Origin of the sequence: Pseudomonas sp. N2-3-1-14 (assembly GCF_041228395.1) — a bacterium.
Taxonomy (GTDB): domain Bacteria; phylum Pseudomonadota; class Gammaproteobacteria; order Pseudomonadales; family Pseudomonadaceae; genus Aquipseudomonas.
On sequence record NZ_CP166199.1, the window covers coordinates 397,116 to 414,521 of the forward strand.

At 59.7% G+C, this 17,406-nt stretch carries 25 protein-coding genes and 1 pseudogene; 20 read left to right on the top strand and 6 right to left on the bottom strand.

The window, feature by feature from the left end; all coding sequences use genetic code 11:
• Positions 1-14: 14 nt before the first annotated feature.
• The 3 genes from AB5I78_RS01825 to AB5I78_RS01835 are packed head-to-tail and all read right to left on the bottom strand — an operon-like array spanning position 15 to position 1,098.
• A complete protein-coding gene (locus AB5I78_RS01825; RefSeq protein ID WP_369301710.1) occupies positions 15-380 on the bottom strand; it encodes a hypothetical protein in 366 nt (121 codons plus the stop codon).
• Positions 377-856, bottom strand: a complete 480-nt coding sequence (locus tag AB5I78_RS01830) for a YmfL family putative regulatory protein (protein ID WP_369301709.1) — start codon at positions 854-856, stop codon at positions 377-379. Before AB5I78_RS01830 ends, AB5I78_RS01825 begins: the two co-directional genes overlap by 4 nt.
• Before the next feature lie 29 nt (positions 857-885).
• Positions 886-1,098: a DNA-binding protein gene (locus AB5I78_RS01835; RefSeq protein ID WP_063033556.1), complete on the bottom strand. Its 213-nt coding sequence runs from the start codon at positions 1,096-1,098 to the stop codon at positions 886-888.
• Between the two features lie 141 nt (positions 1,099-1,239).
• Between AB5I78_RS01835 and AB5I78_RS01840 the strand changes: the two genes are divergently transcribed.
• Both AB5I78_RS01840 and AB5I78_RS01845 read left to right on the top strand, forming a co-directional pair.
• Complete coding sequence (locus AB5I78_RS01840) at positions 1,240-1,533, top strand: helix-turn-helix domain-containing protein (protein ID WP_369301854.1); 294 nt, start codon at positions 1,240-1,242, stop codon at positions 1,531-1,533.
• A gap of 75 nt (positions 1,534-1,608) precedes the next feature.
• On the top strand, positions 1,609-1,794 hold the full coding sequence (locus AB5I78_RS01845; RefSeq protein ID WP_369301708.1) for a hypothetical protein: 186 nt from the start codon (positions 1,609-1,611) through the stop codon (positions 1,792-1,794).
• 38 nt (positions 1,795-1,832) lie between these two features.
• Here AB5I78_RS01845 and AB5I78_RS01850 read toward each other — a convergent pair whose 3' ends face one another.
• The 3 genes from AB5I78_RS01850 to AB5I78_RS01860 all read right to left on the bottom strand — a co-directional run bounded on the left by AB5I78_RS01850 (position 1,833) and on the right by AB5I78_RS01860 (position 5,006).
• The gene (locus AB5I78_RS01850; protein WP_369301707.1) at positions 1,833-2,090 is read right to left on the bottom strand and encodes an ogr/Delta-like zinc finger family protein; all 258 of its coding nucleotides are present in this window, start codon (positions 2,088-2,090) and stop codon (positions 1,833-1,835) included.
• Between the two features lie 74 nt (positions 2,091-2,164).
• Positions 2,165-3,034 carry a phage portal protein gene (locus AB5I78_RS01855; protein ID WP_369301853.1) on the bottom strand — a complete coding sequence of 290 codons (870 nt, stop codon included), beginning with the start codon at positions 3,032-3,034 and terminating at the stop codon, positions 2,165-2,167.
• A complete protein-coding gene (locus tag AB5I78_RS01860; RefSeq protein ID WP_369301706.1) occupies positions 2,946-5,006 on the bottom strand; it encodes a terminase large subunit domain-containing protein in 2,061 nt (686 codons plus the stop codon). The genes AB5I78_RS01855 and AB5I78_RS01860 overlap by 89 nt, the downstream gene beginning before the upstream one ends.
• A gap of 161 nt (positions 5,007-5,167) precedes the next feature.
• On the opposite strand from AB5I78_RS01860, the gene AB5I78_RS01865 reads away from it, so the two are divergent.
• The 18 genes and pseudogenes from AB5I78_RS01865 (at position 5,168) to AB5I78_RS01950 (ending at position 17,406) form a co-directional block, all read left to right on the top strand.
• A complete protein-coding gene (locus AB5I78_RS01865; protein ID WP_369301852.1) occupies positions 5,168-6,088 on the top strand; it encodes a GPO family capsid scaffolding protein in 921 nt (306 codons plus the stop codon).
• Between the two features lies 1 nt (position 6,089).
• Positions 6,090-7,109 (top strand): phage major capsid protein, P2 family, encoded by a 1,020-nt coding sequence (locus AB5I78_RS01870; RefSeq protein ID WP_369301705.1) that lies wholly within the window; start codon positions 6,090-6,092, stop codon positions 7,107-7,109.
• Entirely contained in the window at positions 7,106-7,831 is a 726-nt protein-coding gene (gpM, locus tag AB5I78_RS01875) for a phage terminase small subunit (protein WP_369301704.1), read from the top strand. Before AB5I78_RS01870 ends, gpM begins: the two co-directional genes overlap by 4 nt.
• A gap of 97 nt (positions 7,832-7,928) precedes the next feature.
• Positions 7,929-8,399, top strand: a complete 471-nt coding sequence (locus AB5I78_RS01880; RefSeq protein ID WP_262208575.1) for a head completion/stabilization protein — start codon at positions 7,929-7,931, stop codon at positions 8,397-8,399.
• Positions 8,396-8,845, top strand: a complete 450-nt coding sequence (locus AB5I78_RS01885; protein ID WP_369301703.1) for a phage tail protein — start codon at positions 8,396-8,398, stop codon at positions 8,843-8,845. Before AB5I78_RS01880 ends, AB5I78_RS01885 begins: the two co-directional genes overlap by 4 nt.
• Positions 8,835-9,515 (top strand): phage virion morphogenesis protein, encoded by a 681-nt coding sequence (locus tag AB5I78_RS01890; RefSeq protein ID WP_369301702.1) that lies wholly within the window; start codon positions 8,835-8,837, stop codon positions 9,513-9,515. Before AB5I78_RS01885 ends, AB5I78_RS01890 begins: the two co-directional genes overlap by 11 nt.
• Before the next feature lie 11 nt (positions 9,516-9,526).
• Positions 9,527-10,653: pseudogene (locus AB5I78_RS01895) on the top strand (DUF2586 domain-containing protein).
• Positions 10,654-10,659: 6 nt separating this feature from the next.
• Positions 10,660-11,109 carry a phage protein gene (locus tag AB5I78_RS01900; protein WP_369301700.1) on the top strand — a complete coding sequence of 150 codons (450 nt, stop codon included), beginning with the start codon at positions 10,660-10,662 and terminating at the stop codon, positions 11,107-11,109.
• On the top strand, positions 11,109-11,327 hold the full coding sequence (locus AB5I78_RS01905; protein ID WP_003235240.1) for a TraR/DksA family transcriptional regulator: 219 nt from the start codon (positions 11,109-11,111) through the stop codon (positions 11,325-11,327). The genes AB5I78_RS01900 and AB5I78_RS01905 overlap by 1 nt, the downstream gene beginning before the upstream one ends.
• A complete protein-coding gene (locus tag AB5I78_RS01910; protein WP_063033543.1) occupies positions 11,324-11,530 on the top strand; it encodes a hypothetical protein in 207 nt (68 codons plus the stop codon). Before AB5I78_RS01905 ends, AB5I78_RS01910 begins: the two co-directional genes overlap by 4 nt.
• Positions 11,527-12,060 (top strand): lysozyme, encoded by a 534-nt coding sequence (locus tag AB5I78_RS01915; protein ID WP_369301699.1) that lies wholly within the window; start codon positions 11,527-11,529, stop codon positions 12,058-12,060. The genes AB5I78_RS01910 and AB5I78_RS01915 overlap by 4 nt, the downstream gene beginning before the upstream one ends.
• On the top strand, positions 12,060-12,512 hold the full coding sequence (locus AB5I78_RS01920) for a lysis protein (protein WP_369301698.1): 453 nt from the start codon (positions 12,060-12,062) through the stop codon (positions 12,510-12,512). The genes AB5I78_RS01915 and AB5I78_RS01920 overlap by 1 nt, the downstream gene beginning before the upstream one ends.
• Positions 12,513-12,548: 36 nt before the next feature.
• On the top strand, positions 12,549-12,836 hold the full coding sequence (locus AB5I78_RS01925; RefSeq protein ID WP_053253849.1) for a putative phage tail assembly chaperone: 288 nt from the start codon (positions 12,549-12,551) through the stop codon (positions 12,834-12,836).
• 23 nt (positions 12,837-12,859) lie between these two features.
• On the top strand, positions 12,860-13,000 hold the full coding sequence (locus AB5I78_RS01930; protein WP_019360422.1) for a hypothetical protein: 141 nt from the start codon (positions 12,860-12,862) through the stop codon (positions 12,998-13,000).
• Between the two features lie 6 nt (positions 13,001-13,006).
• Positions 13,007-15,355, top strand: coding sequence for a phage tail tape measure protein (locus tag AB5I78_RS01935; protein ID WP_370004331.1), 2,349 nt, complete (start codon positions 13,007-13,009; stop codon positions 15,353-15,355).
• Between the two features lie 43 nt (positions 15,356-15,398).
• Positions 15,399-15,716, top strand: coding sequence for a DUF2590 family protein (locus AB5I78_RS01940; protein ID WP_369301696.1), 318 nt, complete (start codon positions 15,399-15,401; stop codon positions 15,714-15,716).
• The gene (locus AB5I78_RS01945) at positions 15,713-16,885 is read left to right on the top strand and encodes a baseplate J/gp47 family protein (protein WP_369301695.1); all 1,173 of its coding nucleotides are present in this window, start codon (positions 15,713-15,715) and stop codon (positions 16,883-16,885) included. The genes AB5I78_RS01940 and AB5I78_RS01945 overlap by 4 nt, the downstream gene beginning before the upstream one ends.
• Positions 16,882-17,406 carry a phage tail protein gene (locus AB5I78_RS01950; RefSeq protein ID WP_369301694.1) on the top strand — a complete coding sequence of 175 codons (525 nt, stop codon included), beginning with the start codon at positions 16,882-16,884 and terminating at the stop codon, positions 17,404-17,406. The genes AB5I78_RS01945 and AB5I78_RS01950 overlap by 4 nt, the downstream gene beginning before the upstream one ends.

The following is a 17,406-nucleotide window of genomic DNA, read 5'->3' on the forward strand; positions in this document are numbered from 1 at the left end:
TGGTTGGGTGGGTGTTACGAGTTTGCGGAGCGCAAACGCACGTTGTCCGGGGTGTTCAGGACACGTTCATAAATCAGGCTGACCGGAACAGACCAGCAATGACCCTTCACGGGATCTTTGATCACCACGACGGTGTCGGTGCTGTAGTCCAGGAGAAGTCGCTGGCGGGAAGCGATTTCCGTCAGCTCGATGTGGGCAAGGGACACCAGTTTGGTCGCGACCGATTCGGTAACGTTAAAACTGATGACCAGGTGATCGATCGTTCGATTGACCAGCGCGGACAGGTCGGCAAGGTGTTCGGCCTGGTGCCGCTCAAGGAACGCCAGTGCGGCGCTTTGCATGCATTCTTGGTAGTCCTGGGTGTTGGTCTGAGCGGTCATTGAGCTTTCCCCGATTTGGCGCGATAAAGATCGATAGCGGCATACACTTCGGCTGTGCGTGCAGCCATGTGCAGGGTATGAGCATTGACGATTAGCTCTGCTTCATTCTCGGTGATCACACCGTCCTCAAGCGCTTGGGCAATGATCTGGTCGACCGTGCCCTGCTTTGCGGAACTCTGCATAGCCCGTGAATACATCTCTACGTTGTCCAGGCTGTCCGGGTGGATCACCGGCACAAACATGCCGCCGTACATCGCGGCAACGTAGTTGGCCAAGTGCTGCGTGCCGGTCACTTGTTCCAGTTGGAAGATCTGCGCATCCGTCAGAGGACGGCAGTTGTTGTTCTCGTAGGCGTGGTTGTCGAACTTCTTTAGCTGCAGGCCGATACGAGCGGCGGCGCATTCGCGACCCCCTTCGTAAGCGCAAATAATTGCACTTACGACTTCGCGGCGTGTTTTTAGAACCTGATTTTTCATCTTCTGCTGTTCCCTCAGAGACCTGGCCATTACTGTGCAATCACGCCGTCTTTGATGCCGAGTAACACGGCGGCACGATGTGCCTCCCCACGGCGACACTGGCTTTGGCCACTCAGAACCGCATACACGGTGCTGGGATTCAGTTCATGTTGAACGGCAAAGTCTTTCGCTGACTGGCCCCGTTTTTCTAATGCTTCCCGCGCTTGCATGCGGGCTTGCTCGGTGATGCTTGAGTTCGGCATAGTGCAGATCCGTGCAGTTTCATGTGGTGTGAGATGCACAATGATGCACTTAGGTGCACTTGTAAATAGTAGGGATGAAAAAAAGTGCATCTTTCTGAAGAGATCGGTTCTCGGCTGCAAGAAGAACGGAAGCGGTGCGGCATGACGCAGAACCAGCTCGCGGAAGCTTTGGGCATAGCAAAACGAACACAGGCGAACTATGAGGCGGGTTCCAGCGATGCTACGGCTTCCTACCTGAGCAAAGTCGCCACGCAGTTTGAGTTTGATGTGCCCTTCATCCTCACTGGGCGGCGTACCACGTTGGCGCTTGATTCGCTGGATGAACTGGAAGACGGCATTATTCAGCAGTACCGCAGCATCCCGGCAGATGATCAAAGGGCGATACGACGCTTTGTCAAGGCCATGGCGGATGACGTTGTTAAAGGCGGAAATTGAACAAACGGCTTCTGTCAGCATATTTGCCCGCCCCCATATCATTGCGACAGCAATGGAATTTATGGAGTGGTAAGCATGTTGGATCGCACAAACGCGGATGTCGTTTACATTGAAACAGCGGCATCTGCGCGGTATGAACTTTCGCATGTCGAACGTCGACTGATTGGCATCTATCGCCAATTGAGCCAGCGAGACCAGGAGCAACTGCGCCGGCTTACTGAGACGCTGATTAGAAATCCGGATCAGTCCGACGACGATTGACCCGATGGCTGCCGGCATTCTGATGTCGGCGGTTTGCATCACGCGACGGCCTGCGATCCAAGCTTCTCGAAAAGCTCCCTCTGTTGAGCCCTAGGCATGTCACGGAGACGATCAATCAGCAGCCTGTCGAACGTTTGTGCGGACGGGCTGAGCGTGTGAGAAAACGTCAGGTTTGCAACCCAACTGTGTCCACACTTGGCATCCAGGCACTGGCAGTAGAGTTTCGCAAAGTCGGCTGAAAGCACCTCACGTGAAGCTATCCGTCCTTTGTGCCCGCATTTACAAATGACTCGCATAATCCCTCCCCAGGGCGCAGCAAATTGCCACTATGTTCTCACTAGATGAATAATATTTCATCTTTCTGAGCGCTTTACGTAGTGACATCTTTTGCGATATCAGGTTGTTTCCAGTCAATGCGCCTGTCTTGGCGTAGGGTGTTGTTCAACTGGTCGAACAGCTGACAAATCGGCCTGATCTCGTTGTTGGTGTACACGCGGTCGATCTTCTCGATGTCTCCAAACCCACCGCTGTTTTCTGGAATGATCCCGGCCAGTGCAGGGTTCATCCGCCATGCTGCAATCACGTCATTGCGTGTGATGTTCTTCACCTTCTCCAGCTCGTCCTTGGCCTGGAAGTCCCCCACGGGGATGATCTGGATCGCGTTTTCCTTTCCGTTGGGGATGTTCACGAACATCGAGCGGAAGTTGCCCACGCCCTTGCTCGCGCTGATCTGCGCGCGCAGGTTCTCTTCGTCTTCCTCGGTCAAGTCCGGGTCGTTGGTGTAGAAGATGTATCCCGCGTGTGCGCCGTTGCTGTAGTAGCGCCGGCGGAACAGGGTCGCGGCCTCGTTGAGCAACAGCGCCTGCAAACCGCCCAGGTAGTCAGGCACGCCGTAGATGTTCTGTTCCACGTCGTAGTCCAGGACGTGTTCAATTTCGTCCTGGTCAAAATCCATGAACTTGCTATCGGGCAGCAGCATCCGAAACCCGCCGTCGACCTTCACCCGCATGTTGATGGCCGGCAGGTGCTGCATCTCCAGCACTTCACCGAAGGCGTTGGTATCGCGGTAGAAGTACGCCTCCCCGAACACCATGTAGTCCAGGCTGGCCCGCCCCATGGTCTGCGTGCTGCAGCCCTCGGACGGGATGAATTCACGCAACAGCAGGTTGCGCTTGAACTTGGGAATGGCGCCGTGGTGCGCGTTGGCGCGTAGCAGCTTGGCCAGGCCTGCCCGCGACACTGGCGGCTTGTAAATCTCGCCGTCGTCGCTGAGAAACACCCCCAGGTACTCGCCGATGTTGCCGGACAGCACCTGTTCGGGCTCCCCGAAGATGAACGCCCGCATGGGCTGCGGCAGTCGCGCCTGTTGGCTGGTTTGGGGCTTTTTGTGTCGTGGCTTGGGCATTGTTTCCGCTCGTGACGTAGCGGCTACGGCGCCGCTTGTTGGTGTTGAGGGGTTCATTGAACAGGGCGTGCATGATCGACCAGGCGATATCGGCGTGGCCGGTGGCGTCGGTGCGCGAAGCGCTGTAGGTAACTTGGCCGCTGGTGGTGGTGCCGCGCTTGATGGTCAGGAAAGCTTGGGCGATGTCGGTCCAGCCGGCGTCCCATTCGATGCGGCTTCCCTGAATCGTGTCCTGGGCCTTGAGTACCAGGGTGTTTTTGGTTTCAAGGCTGTAATGGATCGCGGTCGCACGCGGGTAGAAGTCGCGCACCAGGTCGAATACGCCGTAGCCGATACCGGTCGTATCGATGCCAATGTGCTGCACGTTGAAACGCTCGGTAAGTTTCTTGACCTGTTCGGCCTGGTACTTGAACGACTGCCCACGCCAACTGTGTTTTTCCAGGATGCGGAATTTCGCCCCGGGTTCCAGTGGCGGGGCGACCACCACGCAGGTGGCGTCGTCGCGGGTGCGGCTTGGATCGTAACCAAGCCAAACCGGGCTGTTGCCGAACGGCCGATCCAGTTCCGGTTTGTAGTCTTCCCATAGCGACAGGTCCGAGTAACAACGCTCCAGGTCCTTGAGGCCGAACGCGCTTTGGCTGCTGTCAATGAATTTGCACATGAACAGTTGCTGGAATTTGTCCTCTTCGTACTCCAGCTGCAGCTGCTCCAGGTTGAACAAATCACAGCCGCCGGCGAGCGCATCTAGGACGGTAATGATTTTGCGCCAGTGCCCATCCGGGCAAAGCGCGCCAGATGCGATCTGTTCGTCACTGGGCCATGGTTTTTTGGCGTCTTTGTGCTTGCCGTTGCGGAATTTCTCACCCGTCCAGAACGGGTAAGCTTGGTGCGACACTGCGCTGGGCGTCGAAAAGTAGGTTTTACGCCATTTGAAGTGGGTGCCCATGGCGCTGGCGGTGTTGTTCAGCTTCTCGAAGTCGCGGATCCAGAAGTATTCGTCGACGTAGACATGGCCGTGGTAGCCCTGTGCGGTGGCCCCGTTGGTACTGAGAAAGCGCAGCTCTGCCCAGGGCTTGCCTTCTTTACTGAGCACTATCGGGTTACCGGTGAGCTCAAGGCCGAACCACGCCTGGGCAAAGGCGATGATGTAGCTGCGGAAAATCTCGGACTGGGCACGGCTGGCGGATAGAAAGACCTGGTTGTCGCCTGTAAGCACCGCGTCCATGAACGCTTCGCCGGCGAAGTAGTAGGTCAATCCCACCTGGCGACTTTTCAGCACGTTGCGGATCCGCATGGTGAGCGGATTCTGTTTGGCCGCGAATAACTCCTTCTGATAGTCGTACATCTTGCTGATGAACTTATCGAGGAAGTCGACTTCGGTCAGCTCGCTAATGTCGTTCTTGGCTTTCTTCTCGCGTTTCTTCCCGCCGCTATCGCCACGTGCCGAGCGTTCGCCACGCGGCCGCTGGCGGCCTTCCTGTGGCTCGTCGGAAGTTTCCCCGATCGGTGCTGGCAACGGTTTGGCCGCTTGCTTTAACAGACGTTCGCGCACGGTGGTCAGCCGGTCCAGCTCGTTGAGTTCGTCCTTTGTAAGACTGCCGGCTTTGTCTAGTAGCAGGGTGATTCGCCGGCCCACGGCCGTCAGCGGCTCTTCATCCGACAGGATGTCTTCCCAACCGCCCTGGCGTATCCAGTAGTAGACGATGCGGATGTTGGGCAGGTTGAGCTGCGCCTGAATTTCCTTGGCCTTACAGCGGCGCAGAAATAGGCGTTTGGCAGCTTCTTTAACTTCGGTCGAGTAGTACATGGACCGCAGTCTATGCGGCGAAAACGCGAGAAACGCGGGGTTAAATTCCGTGATCCACCTATATCGCGAATATAGGAGAAACGCGCATTTGAACCGTTTGTTTGGGGGCCGACGGCTCCCTATCGTGGCGGCTCATTCAGTGATTGAGCGCAGTTAAACCCATGCCCCGTTCCCTTGTTTCGTTCTGGAAACGTGTCGCCACCAGCGGGCCTACCGTTGATGGGCGCGAGATCCTTCCCCAGGAGCTGCGCGATATTGCTGAGACCTACAAGCCGTCTTTTTACACGGCTGTGATCTGGTGCGATCACGAACGTTTGCCGGGCTCCCACGGCACCGTTTACGCCGTACGCCTCGTGGAAGAAGCCGACGACCTAGAGCCGGGCGAAATAGCGTTGGAAGCCCAATTGAAACCCAACGACCGCCTGCTTTACCTGAATGATCAGGGCCAGAAGTTGTTCAGCAGCATTGAAATTACTCCGGACTTCCGTGGCAGCGGCAAAGCCTACCTGACCGGTTTGGGCGTGACCGACCAGCCCGCCAGCGTGGGCACCCAGGAACTCTACTTCTCCCACAGGAACAACCGCGCCTCCTATTACGCCGCTTCGGTCGAACTTGGCCGCCTGCAGGACGACAACTCAAGCACTGCCGAAACCGGACTGCTCAACGCCATGACGGGCTTCTTCAAGCGATTGGCCGCTGAATTGTTGCCCACTGAAACCACTCCACCCCAAACAGAGAGCAAACCCCCAATGGATGAAGCAACAGCAACGGCTTTGACGGCCCTGGTGGCGCAACTGCTGGTTGTCGCTGCCGGCCTTCAAGCCGTCATTGAGCCTGCCGCCGAAGAGGCGCCAGCACCAGATTCGGACCTGATCGACGATGTGAGCGCAGCAGTGGACGAGATCGTCGCCACTGCCGAGGAAGAGCGTGAATTCCGCCGTAAGGGCAAGAGCAATCAAGCCGTACTGGCGAAACTGGATGCGCTGCAGAAGCAGTTCAGCGCGCTGCAGAACACGCCCACTGGTCGCCAGTTGCCGCGTAATTCCGGCCCGGTAACCACCGCCAAAAAGCGGGTGCTCTGACATGGCTTATTCACTGAGCGCCTACGGCGCCAAGATGTACGCCGAACTGCAACTGGCCATCGCCGAAAGTTACGGCGTTGAGTTGGCCAGCAAGCACTTTAGCGTAGATCCGACCATTGCCCAGGAACTGAACGACGCCATCACGGCTAAGTCGGACTTCCTGGAGCGAATCAACGTCATTCCGGTCAGCGAGATCAAGGGCCAGAAAGTCTTCATCGGCGTGTCTGGTCCGGTGACCGGCCGTACCAATACCAAGACCACGGATCGCGAAGCCAAAGATGCGTCGTCGTTGGATCAGGACACCTACGAGCTGTCTTCCACCGAGTCCGATGTGGGCTTGCCCTACGCCAAGATCGACGCCTGGGCCAAGTTCCCGGACTTCCATCAGCGTTACTCGGCTGCAGTGCAGAAGCAGATCGCACTGGACCGCATCATGGTGGGTTTCCACGGCACCCATGCTGCCCAGCAGACCGATATCACCAAGTACCCAATGCTGCAGGACGTGAATAAGGGCTGGCTGCAGCAGGCCCGTGAGCAGATCCCCGCCCAGGTACTCAAGGAAGGCAAGGAAGCCGGCAAAGTCACCCTCGGCGCCGGTGGCGACTATGCCAACCTCGATGCCCTGGTGCATGACACCAAGCAACTGGTTGACGAGCGTCTGCGCGATGCCGGCGACCTGATCGCGATCATCGGTACCGACCTGCTGGCCGCTGACAAGGCGAAGTTGTATTCGAAGCAGGGTGACACTCCGACCGAAAAAGAGCGCATCGAAGAAGCCCAAGTAATCGCGACCTACGGCGGCCTACCGAGCTTTAGCGTGCCTTTCTTCCCGGTCAACGGTGTGGTCGTCACCAGTTGGGACAACCTGTCGATCTACTTCCAGGACTCCAGCTGGCGCAAACAGACCATCGACAACCCGAAACGCTCCCGCGTCGAGGACTACAACAGCCGCAACGAAGGTTACGTGATCGAGCAGCTGGAAAAGTTCGCCATGACTGAAAACGTGGAGCTTGTAGCGTGAGCCTGGCCCTTGCGCACAAGCGCCGCACCTTGGCGCTGGGTGGTGCTGCGGTAGTCGCGGCGGCATCCGCTGCAGCCCTGCCGTACTCCCCGGCCGAGGCCCTGAGCAGCCCCGCCAATGCGCGCAAGCACTTGTTGCTGCAAGAAGCGGCGTTGGACCAGGACCTGGAACGCATCAGCGCTATCAACGGCTTGGCCGGACGCCAGGCGCTCAAGCGCGGCGAGCTGCTGCCCAAGTACCAGGAGTATGTCCAGCGCTACTGTGAATCGGGGCTGAACTTCCCGAATCGTGTTGCGGTGCAGGTGATGGTCTGGCTGTTCGACACCGCCCAGTTCGAAGACGCCCTGGAGCTGGCCGACTTCCTGATGGAACAGGGCCAGGAAATGCCTGAGCGTTTCAAACGTCGGGACATCCAGACGTTTGTTGCTGACGCCGTGTGCGAGTGGGCCTATGCCGAATACAACGCCAAGCGCAGCCCGGAGCCTTATCTGTCCGACCTACTGCCGCGCGTTGATGGCGAGTGGAACCTGACAGAGCAGATCCCGAGCAAGTACCACAAGTTGATCGGAATGCGCGCCATGGAGGCCGAGCAGTGGGAGACAGCGCTCAAGCATCTGGAGCGCTCCACTCAACTGCACGCGCCGGCCGGGAACGACACTCGCATCAAAAAGGTTCGCAAGATCCTGGCAAAACAAGCGGCCGTTAACCCGGCTTCCGAATAACCGACTACCCCCCCAGCGGGAACCTGTGGAAGTGAGCCGCCCATTTATGGACCGTCCCACTAAAAACAGGCTTCCCGCCCTATTTGAGCGGCCAGCAATGAGCTTTTCCGGGAAAACCACCACCTTCGTGGAACTGACGATCGAGAACGACGGCTTCTGGCCAGACCTCTCTGTGTCCGAATTCCAGAAGGAACAACGCCTGCCGGCGGAGTACCTGGTTGAGCTGCTGGCCGACACACTGAAAAGCGCAATGTTCGAGGTAAATACCGACCTGGCCCGCGTGAAGGCGGCGCTGCAGGCGGCTGGTATTTCGAATCTGCAGGCAGTTGCAGGTGTGGCGACTCCGGCCGAATGGGCTTATGCCCACAAAGTCACGCTCTATAAACGCGCCGTCTACAGCCGAGCCAAGGGCAATTCGCTGCCCCAGTTTGCCACCGTGACCCGTCGCGAAAGCGCGGAAAATACAGGTAAGGAAGCGCCCGAGCGTGCCGAAACCTTCTTGGCTTTCAGCCAGCAAGCCGTCCGCGCCCTGCAGGGTCGTGGCCGTATCACGGCGTCGTTGCAGTGATCCAGTTGCAGGCGCTGACCGCCTACCTGATGGCCCGCAACCTGGTGCCGCCTGAGCAGTTCGACAGCTGGACCGAACAGGTCAGCCTTGAGCTGATCTGGAAGCCTGACCGCGACGGCCTGCACATGGCTGACATGCGCTATCGCGCCGCGTTTTCCCTAGAGCGTTTCACCGGCCATCCAGCCAGGCTTATGGCCTTGGTGGGCAGTTGGCTGGAAACCCACGACACCGACCGCGACCGCCACGAACTGCCGGCGCCGATGTTCGCCGTGGAGCCGCTCGACCAGGACAGCTTCGACGTGGAGCTGTCGCTGGAATTCGTTGAGCCGCAGTACCTGTCCGAAGATCCCACCGGCGAGATTGAGGCGTTCGGCAAGACATGGGCGTTCGTCCCATTCGACCTATGGGTAGCCGAGCATGGCGAGGTGGGCAGCAATGGCCGCTAACCCGCTCAGCCTCGATATCAGAGGCTTGCTCGACGTCGACGCCCAGCTGGCGCTGCTTGAACTGTCGCCACAGTTGCGCCGGCGACTGTTGAACCGGGTAACCACACGCGTGCGGACGATGAGCCGTAAGCGAGTGCGTGAGCAGAAGAACACCGACGGCACCCCGTTTGCTGAACGCAAGGGCAGCGCCAAAGGCAAAAAGAAGATGGAAGCCGGCCTGGCCAAGCTGCTGCAGGTGACCCGCGTCAGTTCGGACGAAGCCGAACTGGGCTGGAAAAACGCCCTGACCCGCTGGGTCGCCTCGCAGCAGCACAACGGCGTCAGCGAGCGGCGCACCGCTGCGCAGATGCGGCGCTGGAACAAAGTCCCACCAGGCATTGCATGCACCGACAAACAGGCCAAGCGCCTGCGCCGGCTGGGCTTCCGTGTTCGCCAGAAGGGCAAGAAGGCGCTGGCCAGGCCTTCGGTGGCATGGATTCAAGAGCATGTGAACTACGCCAAGGCCGGCTTGCTGATCCGCATCTTGAACGACGAACAAACAGAGAAAACGGGCGCGCAGAGCTGGGACATCACCCTGCCAAAACGCCAGTTCCTCGGCGTGGAAACCAGCGGCGAAACCCGCGAGCTGGTTAACCAGGTCTTTGAACAAATCCTTAATTCACCCCGCTAACGAGGCACAGCATGGCACTTGGCAAAGTCAGCGTTAACAATCTCAATCTGGGCCAAGGCGCCGTGACTGAGATCGAACGCTATTTTCTGTTTATCGGGCCTGGTCCGAAAACCGCTCCAAAAAACATCGGCAAACTGGTGCCGCTCAATACCGAAAGCGACCTCGATGCCGCCCTGGGTATTGCTGCCAGCGACCTGAAAACCCAGATCACTGCCGCTCGATTGAACGGCGGCGATCGCTGGGCCTGTCTGGCGGCGCCGATCGTGGCCGATACCGACTGGCGCGCCTCTTTGGAGACTTGCCAGCAGCAGGGCTTTTCGGTCGAGGCTGTCGTTATCACCCAGCCTGTGACCAAGGGCGACGACCTGGCGGCCATGCACGACGCGGCGGTGCTGGTTAATAACGTCTACGGCCGCCGCTTGTTCGTGATGGCAGCAACTGCCAGCCCGACAGTGCTGCAGTCCTGGTCGGAATATGTGGCCGAGCAAAAGGCAATTACCAACAACGTGGCCGCGCCGCGCGTGATGGTGGTGCCGCAGCTGCACGGCAACGACCTGGGCGTGTTGGCCGGTCGCTTGGCCAACGCTGCCGTGAGTATTGCCGACAGCCCAATGCGTGTGGCCACCGGTGCCGTGACCGGTCTGGGCAGTGTGCCGGTCGATAAAGAGGGCGTGCCGCTGCCGTCCGCAATCCGCGCCGAGTTGGACAAGTCTCGCTTTTCTGTTTCCCAGACCTACCCGGACTACCCGGGTGTGTATTGGGGCGACGGCAACATGCTGGACACCCCAGGCAGCGACTACCAGGTAATCGAATATCTGCGCCTGACGGACAAGGCGGCGCGCCAGGTGCGGCCGCTGCTGATCCGCCGTGTGGCTGATCGTCGCTTGAACAACACCCCCAACAGCATGGCCGTGAACGTCAACGCGCTGATGGCACCACTGCGCCAGATGGCCAAGTCGGTCAAGTTCGCCGGCCAGGTGTTCCCGGGGAGATCGAGACGCCGAAAGACGGCGCGATCGTGCTGATCTGGAAGAGCAAAACCGCCGTCGAGGCGTACATCAAGCTCAAGCCCTACAACTGCCCGAAAGATCTCACGGCGAACATCGCCCTGGATCTTTCCAACGACGATTCGGAGTAACCCCCCATGTCACGTATTGGCGGTAAGAACTTTGACGTGAACCTGGGCGATCTGCTTGTCCACGTCGAAAGCTGCACCCTGGACATTACCGACAACAGCAAGACCGCGCAGACCCGGGGCGTGCCTGACGGTTACGTCGACGGTGATGTGGCGGCAGCTGGCGAGATTGAGTTGGACTCGACCAACTTTAACCTCCTGATCGAAGCGGCCGGCACTGCTGGCAGTTTTCGCAAGCTGCCACCTTTCGATTCCGTGTTCTTCGCTAAAGCTGGCGACGACGAGCTGCGCATCGAGGCGTTCGGCTGCAAGTTGAAGATTTCCAGCCTGCTGAGCATTGATCCGAAGGGCGGCGAGAAGACCAAGCACAAGGTGCCGTTTGAGGTCACCAGTCCGGACTTTATCCGCATCAACGGCGTGCCTTACCTGGATTCCACCGAGATCGAGGGCATTAGCTGATGGTATGCCCGTTCGATCGCGCCCAAGCCCTGGAACAACGTCAGCGGGACCAGGCTATCAACGCCCAGTTGGCCCAGGCACGGCGTGAGTCAGCGGGCCCAAGCCTTACTCACTGCCAGGACTGTGATAACGAGATTCCGGCAGCGCGCCAGGCGCTCGGCGGCAAGACCCGCTGTGTCCCGTGCCAGTCTTTTTTCGAAAAAGGAGTGCAGCGATGAGCACGAATCAGGCGGCCCAGGACACCGCTATCGCACTGGCGAAGGCGTCACCTGCGATCGGTGTAGCCGCCACTGGGGCGACAGGGGCCGTCGACTGGTCGGCTGTCGCCTACATGCTGACTGCCGTTTACATGGTGCTGCAGATCCTGCTGTTGGTTCCCAAGTATCGCCAGATGCTGCGCGACTGGAAGGTGAAGCCATGAGCCTGCGCGGCAAGATCGCCGCCGGCGCTATCACGCTCTGCAGCTCTGCGCTGGTGGTTTTCCTGGGCACTTGGGAAGGCAACGCCCAGAACACCGTTTATGCGGACAAGCTGGCCCGTGGCCTACCAACCGTGTGCAAGGGCATCACCCGCCATACAAGCCCCTACCCGGTGGTTCTAGGCGACTACTGGTCGGATGCCCGCTGCAGCGAGGTGGAGCATCTAGTGATCAGTAAGGGCCAACTGCAGCTGGCCGACTGCATCACCAACCAGGACGTGGGCCAGAACACATTCGATGCCCTGAGTAGCCATGGCCACAACTTCGGCACCGCCAGCACATGCGCGAGCCGCGCAGTCGGCTTGATCAATGCAGGCCGCATCAAAGAGGGCTGCCAGGCGCTGGCCTGGGCGCCTGACGGCAAAACACCGGTGTGGGCCTTCATCACCACCGCCGATGGCAAGAAGGAGTTAGTCCCAGGTTTGCATAAACGCCGATTGGCTGAAGCCGAGCTTTGTAAGGTGGGTCTGTGATGCGCGAGTGCACTTTCATCCTGGTGATGTGCCTGTGGACCTGGTTCGGCTCTGACCTGCTGCAGGGCCAGCGCGACACCGCACGAACCGAGCGTGACGCGGCGCTGTTTGAAGTGAACGGCCTGCGAGAGGCGGCGCGCATCAGCGGCGAAATGCTGGCTGAGCGTGACGCCATCGACCTTCAACGTACCCAGGAACTGAACCATGAACGTGCTGAAAACGATGCTCTGCGCCTTGATGTTGCTACTGGCCGTAAGCGGTTGCGCATCAACGCCACCTGCAGCGCCCCAGCCAAGTCAGCGACCGGCGCCGGCGGCTTGGATGATGGCGGCGCCGCCGAACTCACAGCAGACGCTAGACAAAATTATTTCACCCTCAGAGATCAACTTGCCCTCAGTCGGCAAATGATCCAGGGCTTGCAGGACTACGTGCGCCAGGTTTGCCTGCGCTGATTTATCCACTTTTTAACCCTGAACGGAGCAACACCCATGACCGATACACGCGATATCACGCTGGAAGTAGGCGAGCAGGAATTCACCTTCGCACTGACCCCGCAGGACGTGACGAAGTACTTCAACGCCGTCACCCAGGCCAACAAGGTGTCACCAGCCAACAACCTGCTGGTGACCACCGTTAAGCAGGAACAGCGCGCCACCCTCAAGTCCCAGTTGGGTAACCCGGTGCTGGTCATGCAACTGGCCGGCGCGCTGCTGGAAGAGTACGGCCCGGACATTGAAATCACCGTAAAAAAGCCCTCGACCACGCCGAACGACTGACCGAAAACGGCCTGGGCCAACTGGTGGCCCTGGCCGGCCGCTGGCTACCAGGTGCCGAGCCCACCGCCGAGGTGATGGGAACGGCCAAGTGGCTGGAGGACGAGCATTGGCGCCGCATGGAAATCGCCATTGCCAATGGCATTGCCTACGCACTCAACGGATAAACACTGATGGCTGACAAAAGCGCCCGCCTGGCCTTTATTTTGAGCCTGACCGATAAGGTCACGGCGCCAATGGGCAAGGTCAAAACCGGCTTTTCCGACCTGGCCGAACAGAGCGAGAAGCACATCAAAACCATGGGTTTTGGCCTGGCGGGAATCACGGGCGCTTATGTCGGTATCACCCAATCCATGGAACCCGCCTTGGAGATGAACCGCGCCCTTGGCGAGGTCCGATCGCTGAACGTGGCCGAAGACGCCTTGAACTCGCTGAACCGTAAGTCACTGGAGTTTTCGGTGGCTTACGGCGAGAACGCCAAGGATTTTGTCGCCTCGGCGTATCACATCGAGGGCGCCATCAAAGGGTTGGTTGGCAGTCAGCTGGCCACCTTCACCAATGCCAGCAACGTGTTGGCCAAGGCCACCAAGTCCGACGCCGACACCATGGGCACCTACGTCGGCACCATGTACAACCTGTTCAAAGGCCAGGCCGACGCCATGGGCAAAGGCCAATGGGTTGAAACCCTGGCGGGCCAGACGGCCACGGCCGTGCAGCTGTTTCGCACCAGTGGCGAGCAGATCGGGGAGGCGTTCAAGGCTGCAGGTGGCTTGGCCAGCACTGCCGGTGTGAGCCTGGCCGAGCAGATGGCAGTGTTGGGAACGCTGGGCAGCACCATGGACGGCGGCGAGGCCGGTGGCCTCTACAAATCCTTCTTTGAGAACGTCAGCGGCGCTTCTGAAAAGCTGGGCATGAAGTTCGTGGATCAGCAGGGCAAATTGCTGCCGATGATGGACATCCTGGACAAGCTCAAAGGCAAGTTTGGGGATCTATCGATTGAGGCCAACGGCGCGAAGCTGCGCGATGCTTTCGGTGGCGAAGCGGCACGGTTGATTAGCAGCCTGATGGGCGACACCGACCGCCTGAAAAACGGCATGGAGCGACTGGGCAATGTGCGCGGCCTGGAGAACGCCGAGCGGATGGCCAAGAACATGGTGGACCCGTGGCAGCAGTTTAGCTCCGCTGTTGAGGCGTTGCGCATTGCCTTCGGCCAGGCGTTGATCCCGATCCTGACCCCGCTGATGGAGCGCCTGGTGGGGATTGCCAGCACGTTGACCCGCTGGACTCAGTTGTTCCCCAACATCACGCGCTTGATTGGGATCGTAACGCTGTCGTTCCTGGCGATTACTGCCGCCATGTCGTTGCTCACACTGACAGTGGGGCTTTCGAAAATGGCGTGGCTGGGGGCCGTTGTGGTGTGGAACGCACTCACCTGGTCGGGTTATCGCAGCATCGCCATGTTCCTCTACCACACCGTCATGGTGGTGGGGTTCGTGGCCGGCCTGGTGTTGATGGTCGCCTGGATGGGCCTAGTCAAAGGCGCGATGTTGCTGTGGCAGGGCGCGATCTGGCTGGTCAACACCGCGTTGTTGGCCAACCCGGTGGTCTGGATCGTGATCGGCATTGTGGCCCTGGTAGCGGCCGTGGCAGCGGCGATTATCTATTGGGACGACTGGACCAGCGCACTACTCAACAGCGAGGCGTTCCAGTGGGTTAGCGGCCAGCTGACTGCGCTGTCGGAGTGGTTCGACTCGATGGGCGGTTGGTCGAACCTGGCCAGCGCCGCGTGGGATGCCATCGTCAACGTCTTTAAAAGCGCTATCAATGGCTTGATCGAGATGTTGAACAAGATCCCTGGCGTGAACATTGAAGCGGCGTTCGGGGATATGCCGGCGGCGCCGGAGATTCCAACCATCAGCGCCCCGCAGGTCGAAGCGCCGTTACTGCCTCAACTGGTAAGTGCGCCCCAGCAGTCGATCCAGGCACCGCCCCTGGTGCTGGCTCCCACGCCTAAAGCACCGGCGCCGGTGATGCCGACGCTGGAAGCGTTGCAGCCCCCAGCGAAGGCGCCGGCACTGGTATTGGCTCCGGCCCCGAAGGCAGTAGCGCCGGCAATCGCTCCACCTGCAGCGTTGCAGCCGTCGGCACAGCTTCCGGCCCAGGTCCTGGCACCGGTGCCGAAAGCGCCGGCACCGGTGGATCAACCCCAAACGCCCCGGGAATTGCCGCGCACATTGCCAAAGCTGGTGGCAGTACCACCGGTGCAGACGCCGGCGCCGATCGGGCCGCAGTTGACCATCCCGCAGCCGCTGCAGACGCCGCCCCTGGTCACCGCACCCGCTCCCACGGAGAAGGCCGAGCAAAGCCAGCAGCGCATCAACGGCTCGGTATCAACCTTGTCTCCGAAACGGCCTGACGCCGTGCCCCGGGCGGCTTCCTGGCCAGCATCCAGAACAACAATCAAACCCAGAACAAGGGCACTCATGTGGAGAACGTCAACATTCACACCGCCAAGCAAATGAACCCGCTGGAACTGGAAGGCATGTTGGCCATGGCGGTGGGCGGATGAGCGAGTACATCGACCTGCTGATCATGGACAACGACCTGGTGCTGGACCCATCGCGTCAGCCGCTGCTGATCGAGGACCGGGCCAGCATCGCCCAGGACATCGCGCACATGATCCGCGAGAGCGGTTTGCTGGTCACGCTGGTGGCTGAGCGTAGCCGTCTGCGCCAGCGCGACTGCATCCAACAATTAGAGCTGCTGGTGGAGGCCGACGAGCGCCTGGTACCGGGTACGGCGCTGATCAAACAAGTGGAGTCTGGACATTACCTGGTCACGGCGAGAACGCTGAAATTTGGCGACATCGAGGTGACGTTGTGAGCGACGTAGATTTTAAGCAGGCACTGGCAGACAGCGGCATTCCGGTGACTGAGGACGGCTTGCGCAAGGCTTGGGAAAGCGAAGTTGCCGCGCAAGGTAGCAAGCTGAGCAACACCAGCGCCTACTCGCCTTTCTGGCGGCTGATCACCGCGCTGGTGACCAAGCCGGTGTTGTGGCTGATCAACTTTGTCAGCGGCACCGTCCTGCCCAACTTCTTTGTTAAAACCGCTGTGGGCAAGTGGCTGGACATGCTGGCCTGGGCGGTCAACGTCGAGCGCAAAGGGGCGACCAAGGCCAAAGGCGTGCTGCTGTTTACCCGCGACGTCGCCGGTGGCGTGCTGGAGCTGCCCGCTGGCGTCCTGGTGCAATCGGCTGCGATCAACGGCCATATTTACCAACTGATCACCACCCAGGCCGTGACCTTCGCGGACGGCGTGCTGCAGCTGGAAGTCCCGGTAGAAGCCCAGGAAGTGGGCAGCGGCTACAACCTGGCCCCAGGTTACTACGCCATTCTGCCTGTCCCGATTGCCGGCATTGCCCAGGTGGTGAACGCGGACGGCTGGCTGATTGCACCAGGTGCAGATCCTGAACCGGACGATCAGCTGCGTTTGCGCACACGCAACCAGTTCTCGGCGGTCAACCAGTGGCACACCGACTCCGTATACCGCGCCATGATTTCAGCCTTTCCAGGCGTGCGGCCAGATGGCGTGTATTTCCTGCACGGCGCGCCACGTGGCCCGGGCAGCGCCAATGCCTATGTGCTGTTTGATGCGGATGTGCCGGCGTCGACGTATCTGGAGCAAATCAACTCGCATATCCGCGATCAGGGCAACCATGGCCACGGTGATGACCTGCTGGTGATGGTAATGCCTGAGACACAGCACGCGCTAAGCCTCACCTGGTGGCCACGATCGTTGCTGACCGTCGAGCAGCGCGAAAAGCTGCAGGCGGAAATTGGGCAGTTCATCCGCGCGGCCTTTCGCGAGAGCGGCACCGGCGACTATCAGCCGACGCTGACCTACCCCCAATCGCGGTTCTCGTTCAGCCGCCTCGGCGAAGAACTTCACCAGCAATTCGCCGGCATTGAGTCGTTGCATTTTGACAATGCCGACATCGTGTCAGAGCTGACCATTCCCCGTATCAAAACCCTGCAGGTGGTGCAGGCATGATCAAGCTTAATTTGCCTTTCTGGCTGGACGGCCCGCAGTTGGCCAAGTTGAAAGCGGCCGCGCAGTCCTGGTGGGAAAAGGTCGAAGGCTGGCTGCAATGGCCGCTGCTGCAGATGGACGCGGACACCTGTCACATCACTGTGCTGGATCTGCTGGCCTGGCAGCGCGATATCAGCCGCTTTAAAGACGAACCGGAAAGCCTCTACCGGCTGCGGGTGAAGTTCGCCTTCATAAACGCGGTCGACGCCGGCAGTACGGCCGGGCTCAAACGCATCCTGCAGCGATTGGGCGTTGGCTATGTCGAGATCAACGAACGGTTGCCCGATCGGGATTGGGACGTGGTGCTGCTGCGCCTTTCCGATTCCCAACTGTCGCAAAACCCGGAGCTGATGCGCGTGTTGATTCAACAGTACGGCCGCACCTGCCGGCGCTATGACTTCGTGACCATCACCCCCGTATCACTGCGCATCGTCGCTGTGGACTTCAACGACGACCAGCAAACGCTGATCGCCAGCCTGTAG